Raw genomic sequence first — 15791 nt, 5'->3', positions numbered from 1 at the left:
GCGCTTTCCCTCGCGAATTGACCCTAACAGGTGAGTTTCGTTGCTCTGCTCGGCCCAGCACGGGAAGGTGCCCCCGCTGAGAGTCCTGGAGCGTCGAGATGGGCAAGAGGGTCGTGGCCGGGGTCGTCGTGGCCGCGCTCGTGCTGGCACTGGTCGCTGCGGTCGCCCGGGTGTTCCTATCCTGACCGCATGGAAAACCTGCTCGGAGGTCCCGCCCCCGCGATGCTGCCCGACCGGCCGGAGGCGCAGGCCGCCGCCGAGGCCGGCACCGACCCGGCCAAGATCGTCCGCGCGTACCCCGACTTCAGCGAGGCGTGGGCGCTGCTCGCGGAGCGCGCGCTGCAGACCGGCGACCCCGTCGCCGCGTACGCCTACGCGCGCACCGGCTACCACCGCGGCCTCGACCAGCTGCGCCGCGCCGGGTGGAAGGGGCACGGCCCCATCCCCTGGTCGCACCGCCCCAACCAGGGCTTCCTGCGCGCCCTCGCCGCGCTGGCCCGTGCCGCGGACGAGATCGGCGAGGCCGACGAGCACAAGCGGTGCCGGGAGTTCCTGGCCGACAGCGACCCCGCGGCGCCCGCCGCCCTCGGCCTGGCCTGACGGCGTGGGGGCCGTGCGCGACGAGGTGGCGCGCAGGCTGCGGCGGTGGCGGAGCACGGCCCTGCCGATCGCGCAGGCCGCGCTCGCCGCCGGCTTCTCCTGGCTGGTCGCCACCGAGGTCGTCGGCCACCCCCGCCCGTTCTTCGCGCCGATCGCCGCCGTCGTCTGCCTCGGCGTCTCGCTGGGGCAGCGGCTGCGGCGGGTCGTCGAGCTGGTCGTGGGCGTGGCGGTGGGCGTCGGGGTCGGCGACGTGCTGATCTCGCTCATCGGCTCCGGACCGTGGCAGATCGCCCTGGTCGTCGCCCTGGCGATGTCCGCCGCCGTGCTGCTGGACGGCGGCGCGGTCATCGCGCTCCAGGCCGGGTCGTCGGCCGTGCTGGTGGCCACGCTGCTGCCGCCCAGCGCGGGCGGCGGGCTCGACCGGATGGTGGACGCGCTGGTCGGCGGGCTCGTCGGGCTCGCGGTGACGGCGCTGCTGCCCGCGAACCCGCTGACCGTGGCGCACCGGCAGGCGAAGGTCGTGCTCGGCGAGCTGTCCACCGCCCTGCGCGGCGTCGCGGACGCGGTGGCCGGGCGGGACGCGGTGCGGGCCGCCGGCGTGCTGGCGCGGCTGCGGGACAGCCAGGACGCGGTGGACGAGTTCAGGGACGCGCTCAAGACCGGTGGCGAGATCGCCACCATCGCGCCGATCCGCCGCCGGCGGCGGCACGAGCTGGGCCGGTACGGGACGGCCGCGACGCCGGTGGACTACGCGCTGCGCAACACCCGCGTGCTCGCCCGCCGGGCGCTGGCGGCGCTGCGCGACGACGAGCCCGTGCCCGACGTGCTGCCCGACGTGCTGCGGCGGTACGCGGAGGCGGTCGACGTGCTGCGCGACGAGCTGCAACGCGGTGACGAGCCGGTGCGGGCCCGGACCGCGGTGTGCGCGGCGGCCGGCAGCACGACGCACGTGCTGGGCGGCGAGGGCTTCTCCACGAGAGTGGTGCTGGCCCAGGTCCGGTCGGTCGCGGTGGACCTGCTCCAGGCCACCGGCCTGTCGCGGGCGGAGGCGGTGGAGTCGCTGCCGCCCCTGACGCGCGAGGACTGACGCGCGTCAGGGGCGGCGGCGGGCTCAGCCCTCCGGTCGGTCGAGCACGCCGAGCAGGACGGCGTGCACGGCGTCGTGGTCGCGGGGGTCCGCGAGGCGGCACGACGCGCCGGTCACGGCGTACCACTCCTCCGCGCCCTCGTAGCGGACCTCGGCGCGCAGCGCGCCGCGTTCCAGGGTGGTGCGCAGTTCGAGGTCACCGGTGACGACGCCGACCTCGTCGGTCATCACGCCACCGGGACCCGCCACGAACGGGGACGAGCGTTCGGCCACCCGGATCAGCTCCCAGAAATCAACACCCGCCGAGCATGCTCTGCAACGCAGACTTCTCCGCGGAGTCCACCGTCAAACCCCACTTGTGCTTCGACCGCGTCCACATCTTGGCGTAGGTGCACCAGTAGGAGCTCAGCGGAGGCTTCCACCGGGCCGGGTCCTGGTCCCCCTTCGCCTGGTTGACGTTGTCCGTGACGGCGATGAGCTGCGGTCCGCCCAGGTCGTTCGCGAACGACTGGCGCTTGGCCGTGGTCCACGACGACGCGCCCGAGCGCCACGCCTCGGCGAGCGGCACGACGTGGTCGATGTCCACGTCGGAGGCCGCCGTCCAGGTCGCCCCGTCGTACGGGCTGTACCAGCGGCCCGACGTGGCGGCGCAGCTCGAATCGGTGACCACGCCCGTGCCGTCGCGCTTGAGCACCTGCTCACGGGTGTTGCAGGCGCCCGAGACGGTGGTCCAGTGCGGGAACTTGTCCCGCGAGTAGCCCGAGGACGACCCCTCGGCCGCCACCGTGAGCGCGGCCAGTTCCGACAGGGCGGTGCCGGTGCTCGGAATACCCGGTGGCGTCGCCTGCGCGGAGTTCGCCAGACCCAGGACCAGCGCACTCGCCAGGAGCAGGGAAAAGATCGAGAATCGTGCGGTTCTCTTGACCGTTGACATAATTCCGACCTTCCTGGTGTGGAAGCTGTCGGAATTACCTTGGAGTAATCAGTCGGCCGTATACAACGCTTTCCCGTGACACCCGGACGGCGAATGGGGAAATTCCTCCGTCACCGCACCCCGCGGACGAGCCGGAGATCCTCCGTGTGGCGGTACCACGTCCACTTGCCCATCGGGCGCGGGTGCGCCACGCCGTCGGACTCCACCTGCACGGGCAGGCAGCCCAGCTGGAACGCCCGCGCGGACGTCGTCCTCACCTTGCGCGTGAGCAGCCGCTTGTGGACCACGTGCACGAGCAGGCCGAGGCCGCCGTCGGGGTCGGGGGTCACCTCGATCCGGCTCGCCTGCCCGCGCAGCACGACCGTGTCGTCGCCGTAGCCGACGCCGCGGACCGGGCCCAGCGAGCCGAGGCCGACGAGCACGCCGCCGACGTCGTTGCGCACGAGGGGCACCCGATCGGGGTCGCCGGCCAGGGCGAGGTCGAGCGCCCGGCCCGGGTCGGTCGGGAGGCCCCACAGCCGCGCCACCTCCGAAGCCGGGTCCGAAGGCACGTACCCCACCGGGGTGTCCGCCAGCCGTTCGGTCCTCAGCAGTCGGAGCACCACCGCGTTGAGGTCCGCGTCCGTGCCGTGCACCACGAGACGGGCGTCACCCAGTTCGGCGACAACCGGGTCCACCTCGGACTTCCCCGGTCGTGCGGCCGTACGGCGGACCTCCAGGCGGTCACCGTCAGTGATCATTGGCGACTGCGAGTTTCCGCAGGCCAGCACGATTCCGCGCACGTTCATCTCCTGGTCTACCCTCAAGCACCGGCATTCGCTCTTGCCCTTGAAACCATCCGTCCTACCGCTTGGAGTTTCACATGCCGGCCGTCGTGCTGATCGGTGCCCAGTGGGGCGATGAGGGCAAGGGCAAGGCAACGGACCTGCTCGGTGACCGCGTGCAGTGGGTCGTGCGCTACCAGGGCGGCAACAACGCCGGGCACACCGTCGTGCTGCCCGACGGGCAGAAGTTCGCCCTGCACCTGATCCCGTCCGGCATCCTCACGCCCGGTGTGACGAGCGTCATCGGCAACGGCGTCGTGGTCGACCCCGCCGTGCTGCTGGACGAGCTGGCCGGCCTGGACGCGCAGGGCGTGGACACCAGCAGCCTGATCATCTCCGCCGACGCGCACCTGATCATGCCCTACCACGTGGCCATCGATAAGGTCACCGAGCGCTACCTGGGCAAGGCCAAGATCGGCACCACCGGCCGCGGCATCGGCCCGTGCTACCAGGACAAGATCGCCCGCGTCGGCGTGCGCGCCCAGGACCTGCTCGACGAGAAGATCCTGCGGCAGAAGGTCGAGGCCGCCCTGGACTTCAAGAACCAGGTGCTGGTCAAGGTCTACAACCGCAAGGCGCTCGACGCCGACGAGATCGTGGACAACGTGCTGGAGCACGGCTCCAAGTTCGCGAACCGCATCGCCGACACCCGCCTGCTGCTCAACCAGGCGCTGGAGCGCGGCGAGACCGTGCTGCTGGAGGGCTCGCAGGGCACCCTGCTGGACGTCGACCACGGCACCTACCCGTTCGTGACCTCGTCCAACCCGACGTCGGGCGGCGCCTCGGCGGGCTCGGGCATCGGGCCGACCCGGATCACCACGGTCATCGGCATCCTCAAGGCGTACACCACGCGCGTCGGCTCGGGCCCGTTCCCGACCGAGCTGAACGACGACATGGGCGAGCACCTGCGCAAGACCGGCGGCGAGTTCGGCGTCACCACGGGCCGCTCGCGGCGCACCGGCTGGTTCGACGCCGTGATCGCCCGCTACGCGGCCCGGGTCAACGGCATCACCGACTACTTCCTCACCAAGCTGGACGTGCTGTCCGGGCTGGAGAAGGTACCGGTGTGCGTCGGCTACACGATCGACGGCGAGCGCGTCGACGACATGCCGATGACGCAGACCGACGTGCACCACGCCGTGCCGGTGTACGAGGAGCTGCCGGGCTGGTTCGAGGACATCAGCGCGTGCCGGACGTTCGAGGAGCTGCCCGCGAACGCCCGCGCGTACGTCGAGCACCTGGAGCGGATCTCCGGCGCCCGGATGTCCGCGATCGGCGTCGGCCCCGGCCGCGACCAGACCATCGTGCGGCACCGGATCATCTGATCCCCTTCCGCGAAAAGCGCCTCCGCCCCCGAAGCGATCGGGGGCGGAGGCGCTTTCACGATCCGGGACGCGTTGACTTCCCCCGGGGCACGACGAAAACTCGGGTCCGCCGATCAGCGCCCGACCACGCGTGCGGACGGCACGGTGCCGGGCGAGGTGGACTTCGAGGACTTCGCGGGCACCCGCTTCCCGGGGGAGCTGCCATGAGCGTCGCACTGCACTGGTTCCTGCCCACGTCCGGTGACGGCCGCACGGTCGTCGAGCGCTTCCACGCGAACAGCTCGCCCGGGGCCGCCGCCGCCCAGCGCGACCCGGACATCGACTACCTGGCCGAGGTCGCGCAGGCGGCCGAGCGCAACGGCTTCGAGGGCGTGCTGACGCCCACCGGCACGTGGTGCGAGGACGCGTGGCTCACCACCGCCGCGCTGATCGCCCGCACGTCCACCCTGAAGTTCCTGGTGGCCCTCCGGCCCGGCGTCCTCTCGCCGACCCTGGCCGCCCAGATGGCCGCGACCTACCAGCGGATCTCGCGGGGCAGGTTGCTGCTCAACGTGGTGACCGGCGGCGACGAGGTCGAGCAGCGCCGGTTCGGCGACTGGCTCGACCACGACCAGCGCTACGCCCGCACGGACGAGTTCCTGCACGTCGTGCGCGCCGCGTGGTCGGGCCGGCCGGTCGACTTCGAGGGCGCGCACTACCGGATCGCGGGCGGCACGGTCATGGGCGTGCCCGACCCCGTGCCGCCGATCTACTTCGGCGGCTCGTCCGACGCCGCCCTGCCGGTGGCCGCCCGGCGCGCCGACGTCTACCTGACCTGGGGCGAACCCCCGGCGCAGGTGGCGGAGAAGATCGGCCGCGTCCGCGAACTGGCGGGCGACCGCCCCATCCGGTTCGGCGTCCGGCTGCACGCGATCAGCCGCGACACGTCCGCCGAGGCCTGGCGGGAGGCGGAGAAGCTGCTGGAGGCCCTGGACCCGGCGCAGGTGGCGCGGGCCCAGCGGCAGCTGCGCGCCTCCGGGTCCGTGGGGCAGCAGCGCATGGCCGCCCTGCACGGCGGCGACCTGTCGAGGGGCGTGCGGGGCCTGGAGGTGCACCCGGGCCTGTGGGCCGGCATCGGCCTGGTGCGCGGCGGCGCGGGCACGGCCCTGGTCGGCAGCCACGAGGAGGTCGCGGACCTGGTCGAGGAGTACCACGCGCTCGGCGTGGACGAGTTCGTGCTCTCCGGCCACCCGCACCTGGAGGAGGCGTACTGGTTCGGCGAGGGCGTCCGGCCGGTCCTGGCGGCGCGGGGCCTGCTCGCCCGGCCCGGTGGACGCGCCGCGCCGGTGGACGTCGACGTGCCGGCCCGGGCGGGCGCGGTGGCGGTCGAGGGCTCCTGAAGCGCGGGAGGGCCCCGGCGGTGCGCCGGGGCCCTCCCGTCGGGGCGGCCGTCAGCCCTTGCGGGCTTCCACGGCGGTGTCCGGGTTGTCGGCGAACACCCCGTCGAGGCCGGTGGCGTAGAACGCCGCGTACTCGCCGAACGCGCGGCCGTAGGCGGCCGGGTCGGCGGAGGTGCGGAAGTCGGCCGGCAGGAACGCGTTCTCGTTGCGGAACGTCCACGCGTGCACGACCAGCCCGCGCGTGTGGGCGTCGCGCACCAGGGTCGTCGGCGTCGTCAGGCGGCCGTCGGCGTCGCGCGGGATGATGCGGCTCTTCTCCGCGCCGATGCCGGACGCGTACGTGCGGATCTCGCGCAGGCCCGCGGGGGTCACGAGGTCGCCGTAGGTGCGCTTGTCGCCGGCCTTCACGAAGTCGTACGGCGCACCGGAGCCGCTGACCAGCTGCACGAGCGGCACGCGCAGCTCGCGCTTCAGCGCCTTGAGGTTGGCCACCTCGAAGGACTGCACGTACACCTTGGCGCCGTGCCGGTTGAGGCCCTTGCGGTTGAGCACGTCGACCAGGCGCGGCTCCAGGGGCAGGCCGATGTCCTGGAAGTACGTGGGGTGCTTGGTCTCGGGGTAGAGGCCGATGTCGCGCCCCAGCTCGCGGGACAGCCGCCGGCTCAGCTCGACCACCTCCTCGAAGGTGGGGATCTCGAACCGGCCGTCGTAGAGCGTGTTGCGCGGTCGGACGTCCGGGATGCGCTCCACCGCGCGCAGCGTCTTCAGCTCGGCGAGCGTGAAGTCCTCGGTGAACCAGCCGGTGATCGGCACGCCGTCGACGACCTTGGTGGTCTTCCGCGCGGCGAACTCCGGGTGCGCGGCGACGTCGGTGGTGCCGCCGATCTCGTTCTCGTGCCGCGCGACGAGCTTGCCGTCCCTGGTGACGACCAGGTCCGGCTCCACGTAGTCGGCGCCCATCCGCGCGGCCAGCTCGTACGCCGCCAGCGTGTGCTCCGGGCGGTAGCCCGACGCGCCGCGGTGGCCGATCACCAGCGGGCCCTTGCGCGACACCTCCACGCGGTCGTCGCCACTGGCCGAGCCGGTGGGCAGCACTGCCGCCACCCCGGCCACCACCAGCGCCGCGAGCGCCGCCCCGACGAACCTCGTCCGCACCATCGCCGACCTCCCGTAGAGAACCCAGACGCGCGGCAGCCTCGTCGCGCACCGCGACGTCCCGGTCACCGTAGGGCGAACCGGAGATCACGTCACGGTGAACGCCTCGGGCTCCCGCCGTCACTCCCGGGAGATGGCGGCCTCCTCCAGGTCCAGTTCGCGCAGCACCCGGAACAGCACCTCGTCGTCGATCCGGCCCTCGTCCCTGGCCTCGACGAACACCCGGCGCTCGGCGTCGAGCATGGTCCGCCGCAGCCGCCGGTACGACGCGGCGGGCGACTCGTCGTCCTGCCGCCCGAGCCGCTCCCACGCCGCGTTGCCCCGCTGCTCGGCCATGACCCGCAGCCGCTCCACGACGTGCTCGGGCGCGGTGTCGCCGTCGCCGGTCACCTCGTCGAGCCGGGCCACCGCCGCCTGCGCCGCCGCGTGCTGCACCTGCGCCTCGGCCAGCGCGTCGGCCCGCGCCTCGTCGCCCCGGTGGCCCAGCACGCGGATGACCAACGGCAGCGTCGTGCCCTGCGCCAGCAGCGTCCCCACGGTGACCGCGAACGCGCAGAACACGATCACGTCGCGGCCCGGCAGGTCCAGCGGCAGCGCCGCCGCGGCGGCCAGCGACACCACGCCCCGCATCCCGGCCCACGAGATCACCGTGACGCCGCGCCACCCCGGCGCGGGCTCGCGCTCCCGGACGCGCCGCGACAGCAACCGGGGCAGGTACGCGGCCGGGTACATCCAGGCGAACCGCACGAGGACCGTCGCCCCCAGCACCGCCGCCGCGCCCCGCACGAGCGCGGGCGTGACGTCCACGGCGGCCACGACCGTCTTGAGCTGCAACCCGATCAGGGCGAACACGAACGACTCCAGCAGCACGTCCACCGACCGCCACACCGCCGTGTCCTGCAGGCGCGTGTAGTACGAGCCGCGCGGCGCGTAGTGCCCGACGTAGAGCCCGGCCACGACGACCGCGAGCACGCCGGACGCGTGCAGCTCCTCGGCGAGGAGGTACGCGCCGAACGGCACCAGCATGCCCAGCGCGCTCCCCAGCACGCCGTCGTCCAACCGGTCGCGCACCCACCGCACGGCCACCCCGACGACCAGCCCGACGACCACGCCGCCGCCCGCGCTGACCAGGAACGTGCCGGCGCCCGACGCCCACGTGGCCGTCGCGCCGGCCGCCGCCGCGACGGCCACCTTGTACGCGGTCAGCGCGGTCGCGTCGTTGATCAGGCTCTCGCCGGTGAGCAGGGTCATGGTGCGGCGCGGCAGGTTCAGCCTGCGCCCGACCGCCACCGCCGCCACCGCGTCCGGCGGGGCGACCACCGCGCCCAGCGCGAGCGCCGACCACAGCGGCAGCCCCGGCAGCGCCAGGTGCGCCACCCAGCCGACCGCGAGCGTGGTCGCCAGCACCAGCCCCACCGCGAGCAGCCCGATCGGCCGCAGGTTCGCGCGGAAGTTGTGGTACGAGCTGTCCAGCGCCGCCGAGTACAGCAGCGGCGGGATCACCAGGACCAGGATCAGCTCCGGTTCCAGGGCGAACTCCGGCAGCCCGGGGATGAACGACACGGCGAGGCCGACGCCGACGAGGACGAGCGGCGACGACCAGCCCAGCCGCTTGGCGACCGCCGTCACCAGCAGCGCGCCGACGAGCAACAGGAGCAACGCGGGTCCGTGCATGCCGCAATCCTGCGCGATGATGGCGCGTATGACCTGTCCTCACGTGTCGGACCTGCCCGCCGAGGTGTCGCCGGACAGCGCCGACGGGTGCGCGGACTGCCTCGCCGCGGGGGAGCGCACCTGGGCGCACCTGCGGATCTGCCTGGGCTGCGGGCACGTGGCGTGCTGCGACTCCAGCCCGCGCCGGCACGCGACCGCGCACTTCCGCGCCGAGCACCACCCCGTGATCCGGTCGTTCGAGCCGGGCGAGGACTGGCGCTGGTGCTACGTGGACAACCGGGTCGTGTGACGGCTTTACAGTCCCTTTAGCCGGTCGACCTATGGCTGTGACCCGCGACACGGATAGCTTCGGGAGCGCTCGATCGAGCGCGACACGAAGGGGTGCGCGTGTCCACGAAGCCGCAGCCGGGGGGCGACGCCGCCACCGGCACCGCAGAGGTCGACCGGCTGATCGCCGAGCACGACGAGGAGCGCCCGTCGCGCGCCCTGTCCCGTCGGTGGGACCTGGGCGTGCGGGTGGCGGGGTTCGCCGTCGCGCTGCTCGTGCTCAAGCAGGTGTTCTGGCCGTTCGCCAAGGGCGGCCAGTACTACCTGGTGGTGTTCCTGGCGGTCACGCTGCCGCTCGTCTTCCTGTGCTACCGGCCGCGCGGGCGGCGTGACGGCGCCCGACGTGACGGCGACCGGCGCGACGGCGACCGACGCGACCCGGCGGCCGGCGACGACCCGGGTCCCCTCGACTGGGCGTTCGCCGCGGTGGCGTTCGCGGTCGGCGCGTACCCGCTGTTCGGGGGCTTCGACGCGTTCCTCGACCGGCAGGGGCAGCTGACCGACCTCGACGTGCTCGCCGGGACGCTGCTGCTGGTCCTGGTCCTGGAGGCGTGCCGGCGCACCACCGGGTGGGTGCTGCCCGTCGTGTGCCTGGCGTTCATCGCGTTCGCCTACTACGGCGGGTTCCTGCCGCCGTCCTGGGCGATCTCCCACGCGGGCGTCGACTTCGGACAGATCATCAACGGCTTCTACAACGACGCCACCGGGTTCTACGGCACGCCGCTCGACGTCGCCGCCACGTACATCGTGCTGTTCACCATCTACGGCTCGGTGCTCAACGCCTCCGGCGCGGGCGCGTTCTTCGTCGACATCAGCTTCTCCGCGTTCCGCAAGTCGCGCACCGCGCCCGGTCGCACCGCCGCCACCGCCGGGTTCCTGCTCGGCACCGTGTCCGGCTCGGGCACCGCCACCACCGTGTCGCTCGGCGCGGTGACGTGGCCGATGCTGCGCGAGGCCGGCTACCCGAGGGAGAACGCGGGCGGCCTGCTCGCCGCGTCCGGCATCGGCGCGATCCTGTCCCCGCCGACCCTCGGCGCGGCGGCGTTCATCATCGCCGAGTACCTGGAGACCTCGTACCTCCAGGTGCTGGTGTGGGCGATCCTGCCGACGCTGCTGTACTACCTGGGCATCGCGCTCGCCGTGGAGGTCGACGCCCGGCGGTTCGGCGCGAAGCCGGTGGAGATCGACGCCCCCGGCCCGTGGGTGCTGCTCAAGCGCGGCGGCTACCACTTCCTGTCCCTCGGCGTGATCGTGCTGTTCCTCGCCCTGGACATCCCGGTCTACTCGGCCGTCGTCTACGCCACCGGCGTGGCCGCCGCGTTCGCGCTGATCGCCCGGCGCGGCGACGTGCGCGGGTGGCTGCTCGACCTGGCCGACTCGCTGGCCACCGGCGTGCGGTCCGCGCTGCCGGTGATCGCCGTGTGCGCCGCGGCGGGCGTGATCACGTCCACCATCACCAAGACCGGGCTCGGCCAGGTGCTGGCGTCGGCGCTGGTCGACGTCGCGGGCGCGATCTCCTCGAACCCGACCGCGGTGCTGGTGGTCACCGCCGTGCTCGCGGCGGTCGCGGTGAGCCTGCTCGGGCTCGCCGTGCCGGTGACCGCGTCGTTCATCATCGCGTGGGTCGTGATCGGGCCCGCGCTGACCCAACTGGGCGTGGCCCGCGAGGAAGCGGCCATGTTCATCTTCTACTACGCGGTGCTGTCCGAGGTGACGCCGCCGACCGCGCTCGCCGCCGTGGCCGCCGCCGCCATCACCGGCGGCGACGTGGTGAAGACCATGTGGCGGACCTGGAAGTACACGCTGCCCGCGTTCCTCGTGCCGCTCGCGTTCGTGCTCACCGAGAACGGCGCGGGCCTGCTGCTGCGGACCCCGCTCCTCGACGCCCTCTGGGTGTTCGTCGCGTCGGCCCTCGGGGTGGCGGCGCTCGCCGTGCTCACCGGCGGCTGGCTGTTCGGCCCCGCGCGGTGGCCGGAACGCGCGCTGTGCGCGCTCGGGGCACTCGCCCTGCTCTACCTGCAACCGGTCACCGTCGCCGTCGGCCTGGGCTTCCTGGCCGCCGCGGTGGTGGTGCACCTCGTCCGGAGGAGGAAGGAACAGCATGCGTAGCTGGGCGTTCAAGACCGTCGTGGGCGTGCTCTCGGTCGGGCTCGTCGTCGCCGGGTGCGGCGGCAAGCGCACCCCGGACGCCTCGGCGGGCTCCGACGGGGCCGCCTGCGAGGCCGGCGACGGCCGCATCACCATCGCCACCGGCAACTCCGGCGGCGTGTACTACGTCGTCGGCGGCGGCCTGGCCAAGCTGATCAGCGACAACACCGCGCTCAAGGCCACCGCGGCCGAGACCGGCGCGTCGGTGCAGAACATCCAGCAGCTCGTCGCGAACGACTACGACGTGGCGTTCTCGCTCGCCGACACCGCCGCCGACGCCGTCGCCGGCAAGGGCGCGTTCGACGGCAAGCCGCAGAAGGTGCAGGCCCTGACCAGGCTGTACCGGAACTACACGCAGGTGCTGGTGCGCGCCGACGCCGGCATCTCCTCCGTCGCCGACCTGCGCGGCAAGCGGATCTCCACCGGTTCGCCGAAATCCGGCACCGAGGTCATCGCGACCCGCCTGCTCGAGGCCGCCGGGCTCGACATCGACACCGACGTGCAGGCGCAGCGCCTCGACCTCGCCAAGACCGCCGACGGCATGAAGGACGGCAGCCTCGACGGCCTCGTCTGGTCCGGCGGCCTGCCGACCGCGCAGATCACCGACCTGACCACGTCGCTGGGCGACGACGTGCGGTTCCTCGACATCACGCCGCAGCTCGACGCGCTCAAGGAGGTCAACGAGGTGTACGACCGTGGCGTCATCCCGGCCGCCGCCTACGGGCAGCCGGCCGACGTGCCGACGGTCGTGGTGCCCAACGTGCTGCTCGTGCGGGAGGACTTCCCCCGGGGCGACGCGTGCGCCGTGACGAAGCTGCTGTTCGACCGGAAGGCCGACCTGGAAGCCGTGCACCCGGCCGTCAAGGACATCTCCCGGGACCAGGCCCGCGAGACCGGTCCCGTGCCGCTGCACCCCGGCTCGCTGGACGCACTGGGCGGGTGACCGGCCGGGTCATCTAGGCTTCCGCACCGTGCGTGTCCTGGTCATCGGGTCTGGCGCCCGTGAACATGCCCTAGTCCTCGCCTTGTCGCGGGACCCCTCGGTGATCGCCTTGGCGTGCGCGCCCGGCAACGCCGGCATCGCCGGGGTGGCGGAGACCTACGGGGTCGACGTCACCGACGGCGCGGCCGTCGCGGCGCTGGCGCAGGAGTGGAAGGCCGACCTCGTCGTGGTCGGGCCGGAGCAGCCCCTGGTGGCGGGTGCGGCGGACGCCGTGCGCGCCGCGGGCATCGCCTGCTTCGGCCCGTCCGCCGCGGCGGCCCGCATCGAGGGCTCGAAGGCGTTCGCGAAGGACGTCATGGCCGCGGCCGGCGTGCCCACCGCGACGTCCGAGGTCGTCGACAACCCGGCCCGCCTCGACGCGGCGCTCAACCGCTTCGGCCCCACGTGGGTCGTGAAGGACGACGGCCTGGCCGCGGGCAAGGGCGTGGTCGTCACCGCCGACCGCGCCGTGGCCCGCGCCCACGCCATGACCCTGCTCGACCACGGCCACCCGGTGCTGCTGGAGTCGTTCCTGGACGGCCCCGAGGTGTCCCTGTTCTGCCTGGTGGACGGTGCCACCGTGGTGCCGCTGCTGCCCGCGCAGGACTTCAAGCGGGTGGGTGACGGCGACGCCGGCCCGAACACCGGCGGCATGGGCGCCTACGCCCCGCTCCCGTGGGCCCAGGCCGACCTGGTCGACACGATCGTGTCGACCTGCGTGCAGCCGGTCGTGGACGAACTGGCCCGTCGCGACACCCCGTTCACCGGCCTGCTGTACGCGGGCCTGGCCCTGACCTCGACGGGCCCCCAGGTCATCGAGTTCAACTGCCGCTTCGGCGACCCGGAGACCCAGGCCGTGGTCGCACTGCTGCGCACCCCGTTGGCCGGCCTCTTCCACTCCGCCGCGGTGGGCGAACTGGCCGCGGCCCCCCCGCTGGACTGGTCCGAGGGCTACGCGGTGACCGTCGTGGTCGCCGCCGAGGGCTACCCCGGCCGGCCGCGCACCGGCGACGTGGTGGGCGGGGCGGAGGCCGAGGGCGTCCTCCACGCCGGCACCCGCCGCCGCGAGGACGGCGCGGTCGTCTCCACCGGCGGCCGGGTCCTGTCGGTGGTCGGCACGGGCGCCACCCTGGCCGAAGCCCGCTCCGACGCCTACCGGCGCGTGGAGGCGGTCCACCTGACCGGTTCGCACCACCGGACCGACATCGCGCTGCGCGCGGCGGAGGGCGTGGTCGAGGTCCCGTAGGTCACGGCCGGCCGCAGCACTTCTCGTACTCGGCGGCCGAACCGCACCAGCACCTGTCGTTGCGCGCGGGCGGCCAGGCGACCTCGCCGCCCGCGGCGGAGCGGGCGTGAGCCGGTCGGCCAGCCGCGCCAACACGTCCGGAACCTCGTCGGAGGTGGTCGCGGACTCGTCCAACCGGTCCGGCGGCAGACCCAACGCCTCCCGGACCCGCCGTCGACCCGTGACGACGCCGTGCGCGATCGACAGGAATCCCAGCTCCTCCGACGCCGCCTCGGACTCCTCGACCCGGCCCAGGTCGAACAGCGCGACCCTCGCCTCGGCGCCGCTCCCACCACCCTGGTCGACGGCCTCGCCCAGCAACGCCAGGGCGCGCTCGTGCTGGCCCGCCGCCCGCCACGCCTCGGCGGCTTCCAGCAGGATCTCGTCGCGCTCGTGTGTGTGGGACTCGTCGAGAGAGGCTTCCAGGTCCTGGGCGTCGCGGATCGGCTCCGCACGGGAAGGCATCCGCGGACTTCATCGAGCGGTGTCGGAAGCGTTCCCGCACCTCGTCGGCGAGGCGCTCCGCGGCGGACGCGAACTCCCGACCGAACTCGTCGGGGTCGGTGCCGGCCCAGCGCTCGTCCGGACTGAGCGATACCCGCCACCGGCACCAGGACCGCCGCGAGAACGACGGCCTTCCCCTCCGAGGTGCCACCGTCACCCCGACGGCGCGGCCGGCTGCATCCACGAGCGCTCCGGGTCGTCGCCGACGGCGCGCATCTCGCGCAGGGCTTCGGCGCAGAGGGCCTGGCACCGGAAGATGGACCGCTCGCTCAGGCTGAGGCTGACCTCGAACGACCCGAAGAACGTGATCTCGGCCCTTCGCGCTTCCGGCTCGACGCCGAGCGTGATCGGACCGTCGTCGGCCACTGCCACCCACATACCGCCCTGCGTGGTCTCTGCACTCACGTAAGGGAACTTATCCTCTGGATATCCACAGTCGGTATTACACGATTGAGTGACATGGTTGGCCGGTGGACGCCACTAAGGTGCTCGAAGTCGTTCGGAAAGGATCACCGTGCCGTACCAGACGACGCGGAAGCGACGGGTCGGCTCGCTGCTGCGGCAGTTCCGCGAGCGCGCCGGCCTCTCCGCCGAGGACGCGGCCCGACGCATCCGCAAGGCCCAGTCCACGATCAGCCGCACCGAGTCCGGGCAGACCCTGCCCAGCCTCGCCGAGGTCGAGGTGCTGCTCGCCTACTACAACGCCTCGGACGACGAGCGGGAGCACGCGCTCCAGAAGTGGGAGGACGCCAAGCAGGACGGCACGCGGCTCCCGCTGGCCGGTGCGGTGCCGAAGAAGTTCCAGGCGTACCTGCGGATGGAGACCGAGGCGGTGGCGCTCGACATCATCTCCCCGACACTCGTCCCCGGCCTGCTCCAGTCCCGGCGGTACGCGCTGGCGATCACCCGGAACGGCGCGTCGATCGGCGGCGTGGTCGACGCGGAGAAGTTCGTCGAGTCGCGGGTGGCGCGGCAGCGGCGCATCGCCGGGCCGGACCCCCTGGTCGTGCACGCCGTACTGGACGAGGCCGCCGTGCGACGCGTCGTCGGTGGCGCGGAGGTGATGGCCGAGCAGGTCGACCACCTGCTGGAGTTGGCCGAGCGGGACAACATCACCGTCCAGGTGCTCCCCTTCGGGGCCGGCGAGTACCCCACGATGGGCGGAGCGGTGAACATCCTCCGGTTCGGTGATCCGTTGGACGCCCCGTTCATCGGGCTGGAGTACGCGGGTGGTGAGGCGATCATGGACGATCCCTCGGACGTGGAGAAGTTTCGGATAGTGTTCGCGTCGTTGGTCAGGGCCGCGCTGGGGCCGCGCGACACTGCGGACCTGTTGCGCGTCATCAGGCGAGAACTGGAGGCGTGATGACCGGGGCGGATGCGAGATGGCGCAAGAGCAGTCGCAGCGGCGGCAGCAACCAGTGCGTCGAGTGCGCGGTCGTATCCGGAGGTCGGGCCGTCCGCGACAGCAAAGCCCCCACCGCCGGGACACTGGTCGTCCCGGTCGCGGCCTTCGCGCGGCTTGTCGAGACCGTCAAGGCCGGTGTCCGGGACGTCTGATCCAGCG

General features: G+C 73.1%; 17 protein-coding genes. 10 read left to right on the top strand and 7 right to left on the bottom strand.

Annotated elements, in window-relative coordinates:
• Positions 1-189: 189 nt before the first annotated feature.
• On the top strand, positions 190-600 hold the full coding sequence (locus CKY47_RS02575) for a DUF3151 domain-containing protein (protein ID WP_306743957.1): 411 nt from the start codon (positions 190-192) through the stop codon (positions 598-600).
• Between the two features lie 4 nt (positions 601-604).
• Positions 605-1687: an FUSC family protein gene (locus CKY47_RS02570; protein WP_306743956.1), complete on the top strand. Its 1083-nt coding sequence runs from the start codon at positions 605-607 to the stop codon at positions 1685-1687.
• A 24-nt stretch (positions 1688-1711) separates the two neighbouring features.
• Here the strand turns inward: CKY47_RS02570 and CKY47_RS02565 are convergent, their stop codons facing one another.
• From CKY47_RS02565 to CKY47_RS02555, 3 genes are all read right to left on the bottom strand, one after another.
• Entirely contained in the window at positions 1712-1960 is a 249-nt protein-coding gene (locus CKY47_RS02565) for a hypothetical protein (RefSeq protein ID WP_306743955.1), read from the bottom strand.
• Between the two features lie 19 nt (positions 1961-1979).
• A complete protein-coding gene (locus CKY47_RS02560) occupies positions 1980-2621 on the bottom strand; it encodes an HNH endonuclease family protein (RefSeq protein ID WP_306743954.1) in 642 nt (213 codons plus the stop codon).
• A gap of 110 nt (positions 2622-2731) precedes the next feature.
• Positions 2732-3409 (bottom strand): hypothetical protein, encoded by a 678-nt coding sequence (locus CKY47_RS02555; protein ID WP_371320600.1) that lies wholly within the window; start codon positions 3407-3409, stop codon positions 2732-2734.
• 74 nt (positions 3410-3483) lie between these two features.
• Between CKY47_RS02555 and CKY47_RS02550 the strand changes: the two genes are divergently transcribed.
• Both CKY47_RS02550 and CKY47_RS02545 read left to right on the top strand, forming a co-directional pair.
• Positions 3484-4770, top strand: coding sequence for an adenylosuccinate synthase (locus CKY47_RS02550; protein WP_306743952.1), 1287 nt, complete (start codon positions 3484-3486; stop codon positions 4768-4770).
• Positions 4771-4973: 203 nt separating this feature from the next.
• Positions 4974-6149: an LLM class flavin-dependent oxidoreductase gene (locus CKY47_RS02545; RefSeq protein ID WP_306743951.1), complete on the top strand. Its 1176-nt coding sequence runs from the start codon at positions 4974-4976 to the stop codon at positions 6147-6149.
• 51 nt (positions 6150-6200) lie between these two features.
• On the opposite strand, the gene CKY47_RS02540 is transcribed toward CKY47_RS02545, so the two are convergent.
• Both CKY47_RS02540 and CKY47_RS02535 read right to left on the bottom strand, forming a co-directional pair.
• Positions 6201-7307, bottom strand: a complete 1107-nt coding sequence (locus CKY47_RS02540) for a glycerophosphodiester phosphodiesterase (protein WP_306743950.1) — start codon at positions 7305-7307, stop codon at positions 6201-6203.
• A 117-nt stretch (positions 7308-7424) separates the two neighbouring features.
• A complete protein-coding gene (locus tag CKY47_RS02535; protein WP_306743949.1) occupies positions 7425-8978 on the bottom strand; it encodes a Na+/H+ antiporter in 1554 nt (517 codons plus the stop codon).
• A gap of 28 nt (positions 8979-9006) precedes the next feature.
• On the opposite strand from CKY47_RS02535, the gene CKY47_RS02530 reads away from it, so the two are divergent.
• The 4 genes from CKY47_RS02530 (at position 9007) to purD (ending at position 13681) form a co-directional block, all read left to right on the top strand.
• A complete protein-coding gene (locus CKY47_RS02530; RefSeq protein WP_306743948.1) occupies positions 9007-9267 on the top strand; it encodes a UBP-type zinc finger domain-containing protein in 261 nt (86 codons plus the stop codon).
• A gap of 98 nt (positions 9268-9365) precedes the next feature.
• The gene (locus tag CKY47_RS02525) at positions 9366-11414 is read left to right on the top strand and encodes a TRAP transporter permease (protein ID WP_306743947.1); all 2049 of its coding nucleotides are present in this window, start codon (positions 9366-9368) and stop codon (positions 11412-11414) included.
• On the top strand, positions 11407-12396 hold the full coding sequence (locus CKY47_RS02520) for a TAXI family TRAP transporter solute-binding subunit (RefSeq protein ID WP_306743946.1): 990 nt from the start codon (positions 11407-11409) through the stop codon (positions 12394-12396). Before CKY47_RS02525 ends, CKY47_RS02520 begins: the two co-directional genes overlap by 8 nt.
• A gap of 28 nt (positions 12397-12424) precedes the next feature.
• Positions 12425-13681, top strand: a complete 1257-nt coding sequence (purD, locus tag CKY47_RS02515; RefSeq protein ID WP_306743945.1) for a phosphoribosylamine--glycine ligase — start codon at positions 12425-12427, stop codon at positions 13679-13681.
• Between the two features lies 1 nt (position 13682).
• Here the strand turns inward: purD and CKY47_RS36815 are convergent, their stop codons facing one another.
• Positions 13683-14198 (bottom strand): SEC-C metal-binding domain-containing protein, encoded by a 516-nt coding sequence (locus CKY47_RS36815; RefSeq protein WP_371320615.1) that lies wholly within the window; start codon positions 14196-14198, stop codon positions 13683-13685.
• A 179-nt stretch (positions 14199-14377) separates the two neighbouring features.
• Positions 14378-14629: a hypothetical protein gene (locus tag CKY47_RS02510; protein ID WP_306743944.1), complete on the bottom strand. Its 252-nt coding sequence runs from the start codon at positions 14627-14629 to the stop codon at positions 14378-14380.
• A 109-nt stretch (positions 14630-14738) separates the two neighbouring features.
• On the opposite strand from CKY47_RS02510, the gene CKY47_RS02505 reads away from it, so the two are divergent.
• Together CKY47_RS02505 and CKY47_RS02500 are read left to right on the top strand one after the other, a co-directional pair.
• Complete coding sequence (locus tag CKY47_RS02505) at positions 14739-15590, top strand: helix-turn-helix domain-containing protein (RefSeq protein ID WP_306743943.1); 852 nt, start codon at positions 14739-14741, stop codon at positions 15588-15590.
• The gene (locus tag CKY47_RS02500; protein ID WP_306743942.1) at positions 15590-15784 is read left to right on the top strand and encodes a DUF397 domain-containing protein; all 195 of its coding nucleotides are present in this window, start codon (positions 15590-15592) and stop codon (positions 15782-15784) included. Before CKY47_RS02505 ends, CKY47_RS02500 begins: the two co-directional genes overlap by 1 nt.
• Positions 15785-15791 lie beyond the last annotated feature (7 nt).

Source organism: Saccharothrix longispora (genome assembly GCF_030852425.1).
Taxonomy (GTDB): domain Bacteria; phylum Actinomycetota; class Actinomycetes; order Mycobacteriales; family Pseudonocardiaceae; genus Actinosynnema; species Actinosynnema longispora.
The sequence above is the reverse complement of the archived record's forward strand: the minus strand, read 5'-3'. Positions and strand labels throughout refer to the sequence as shown.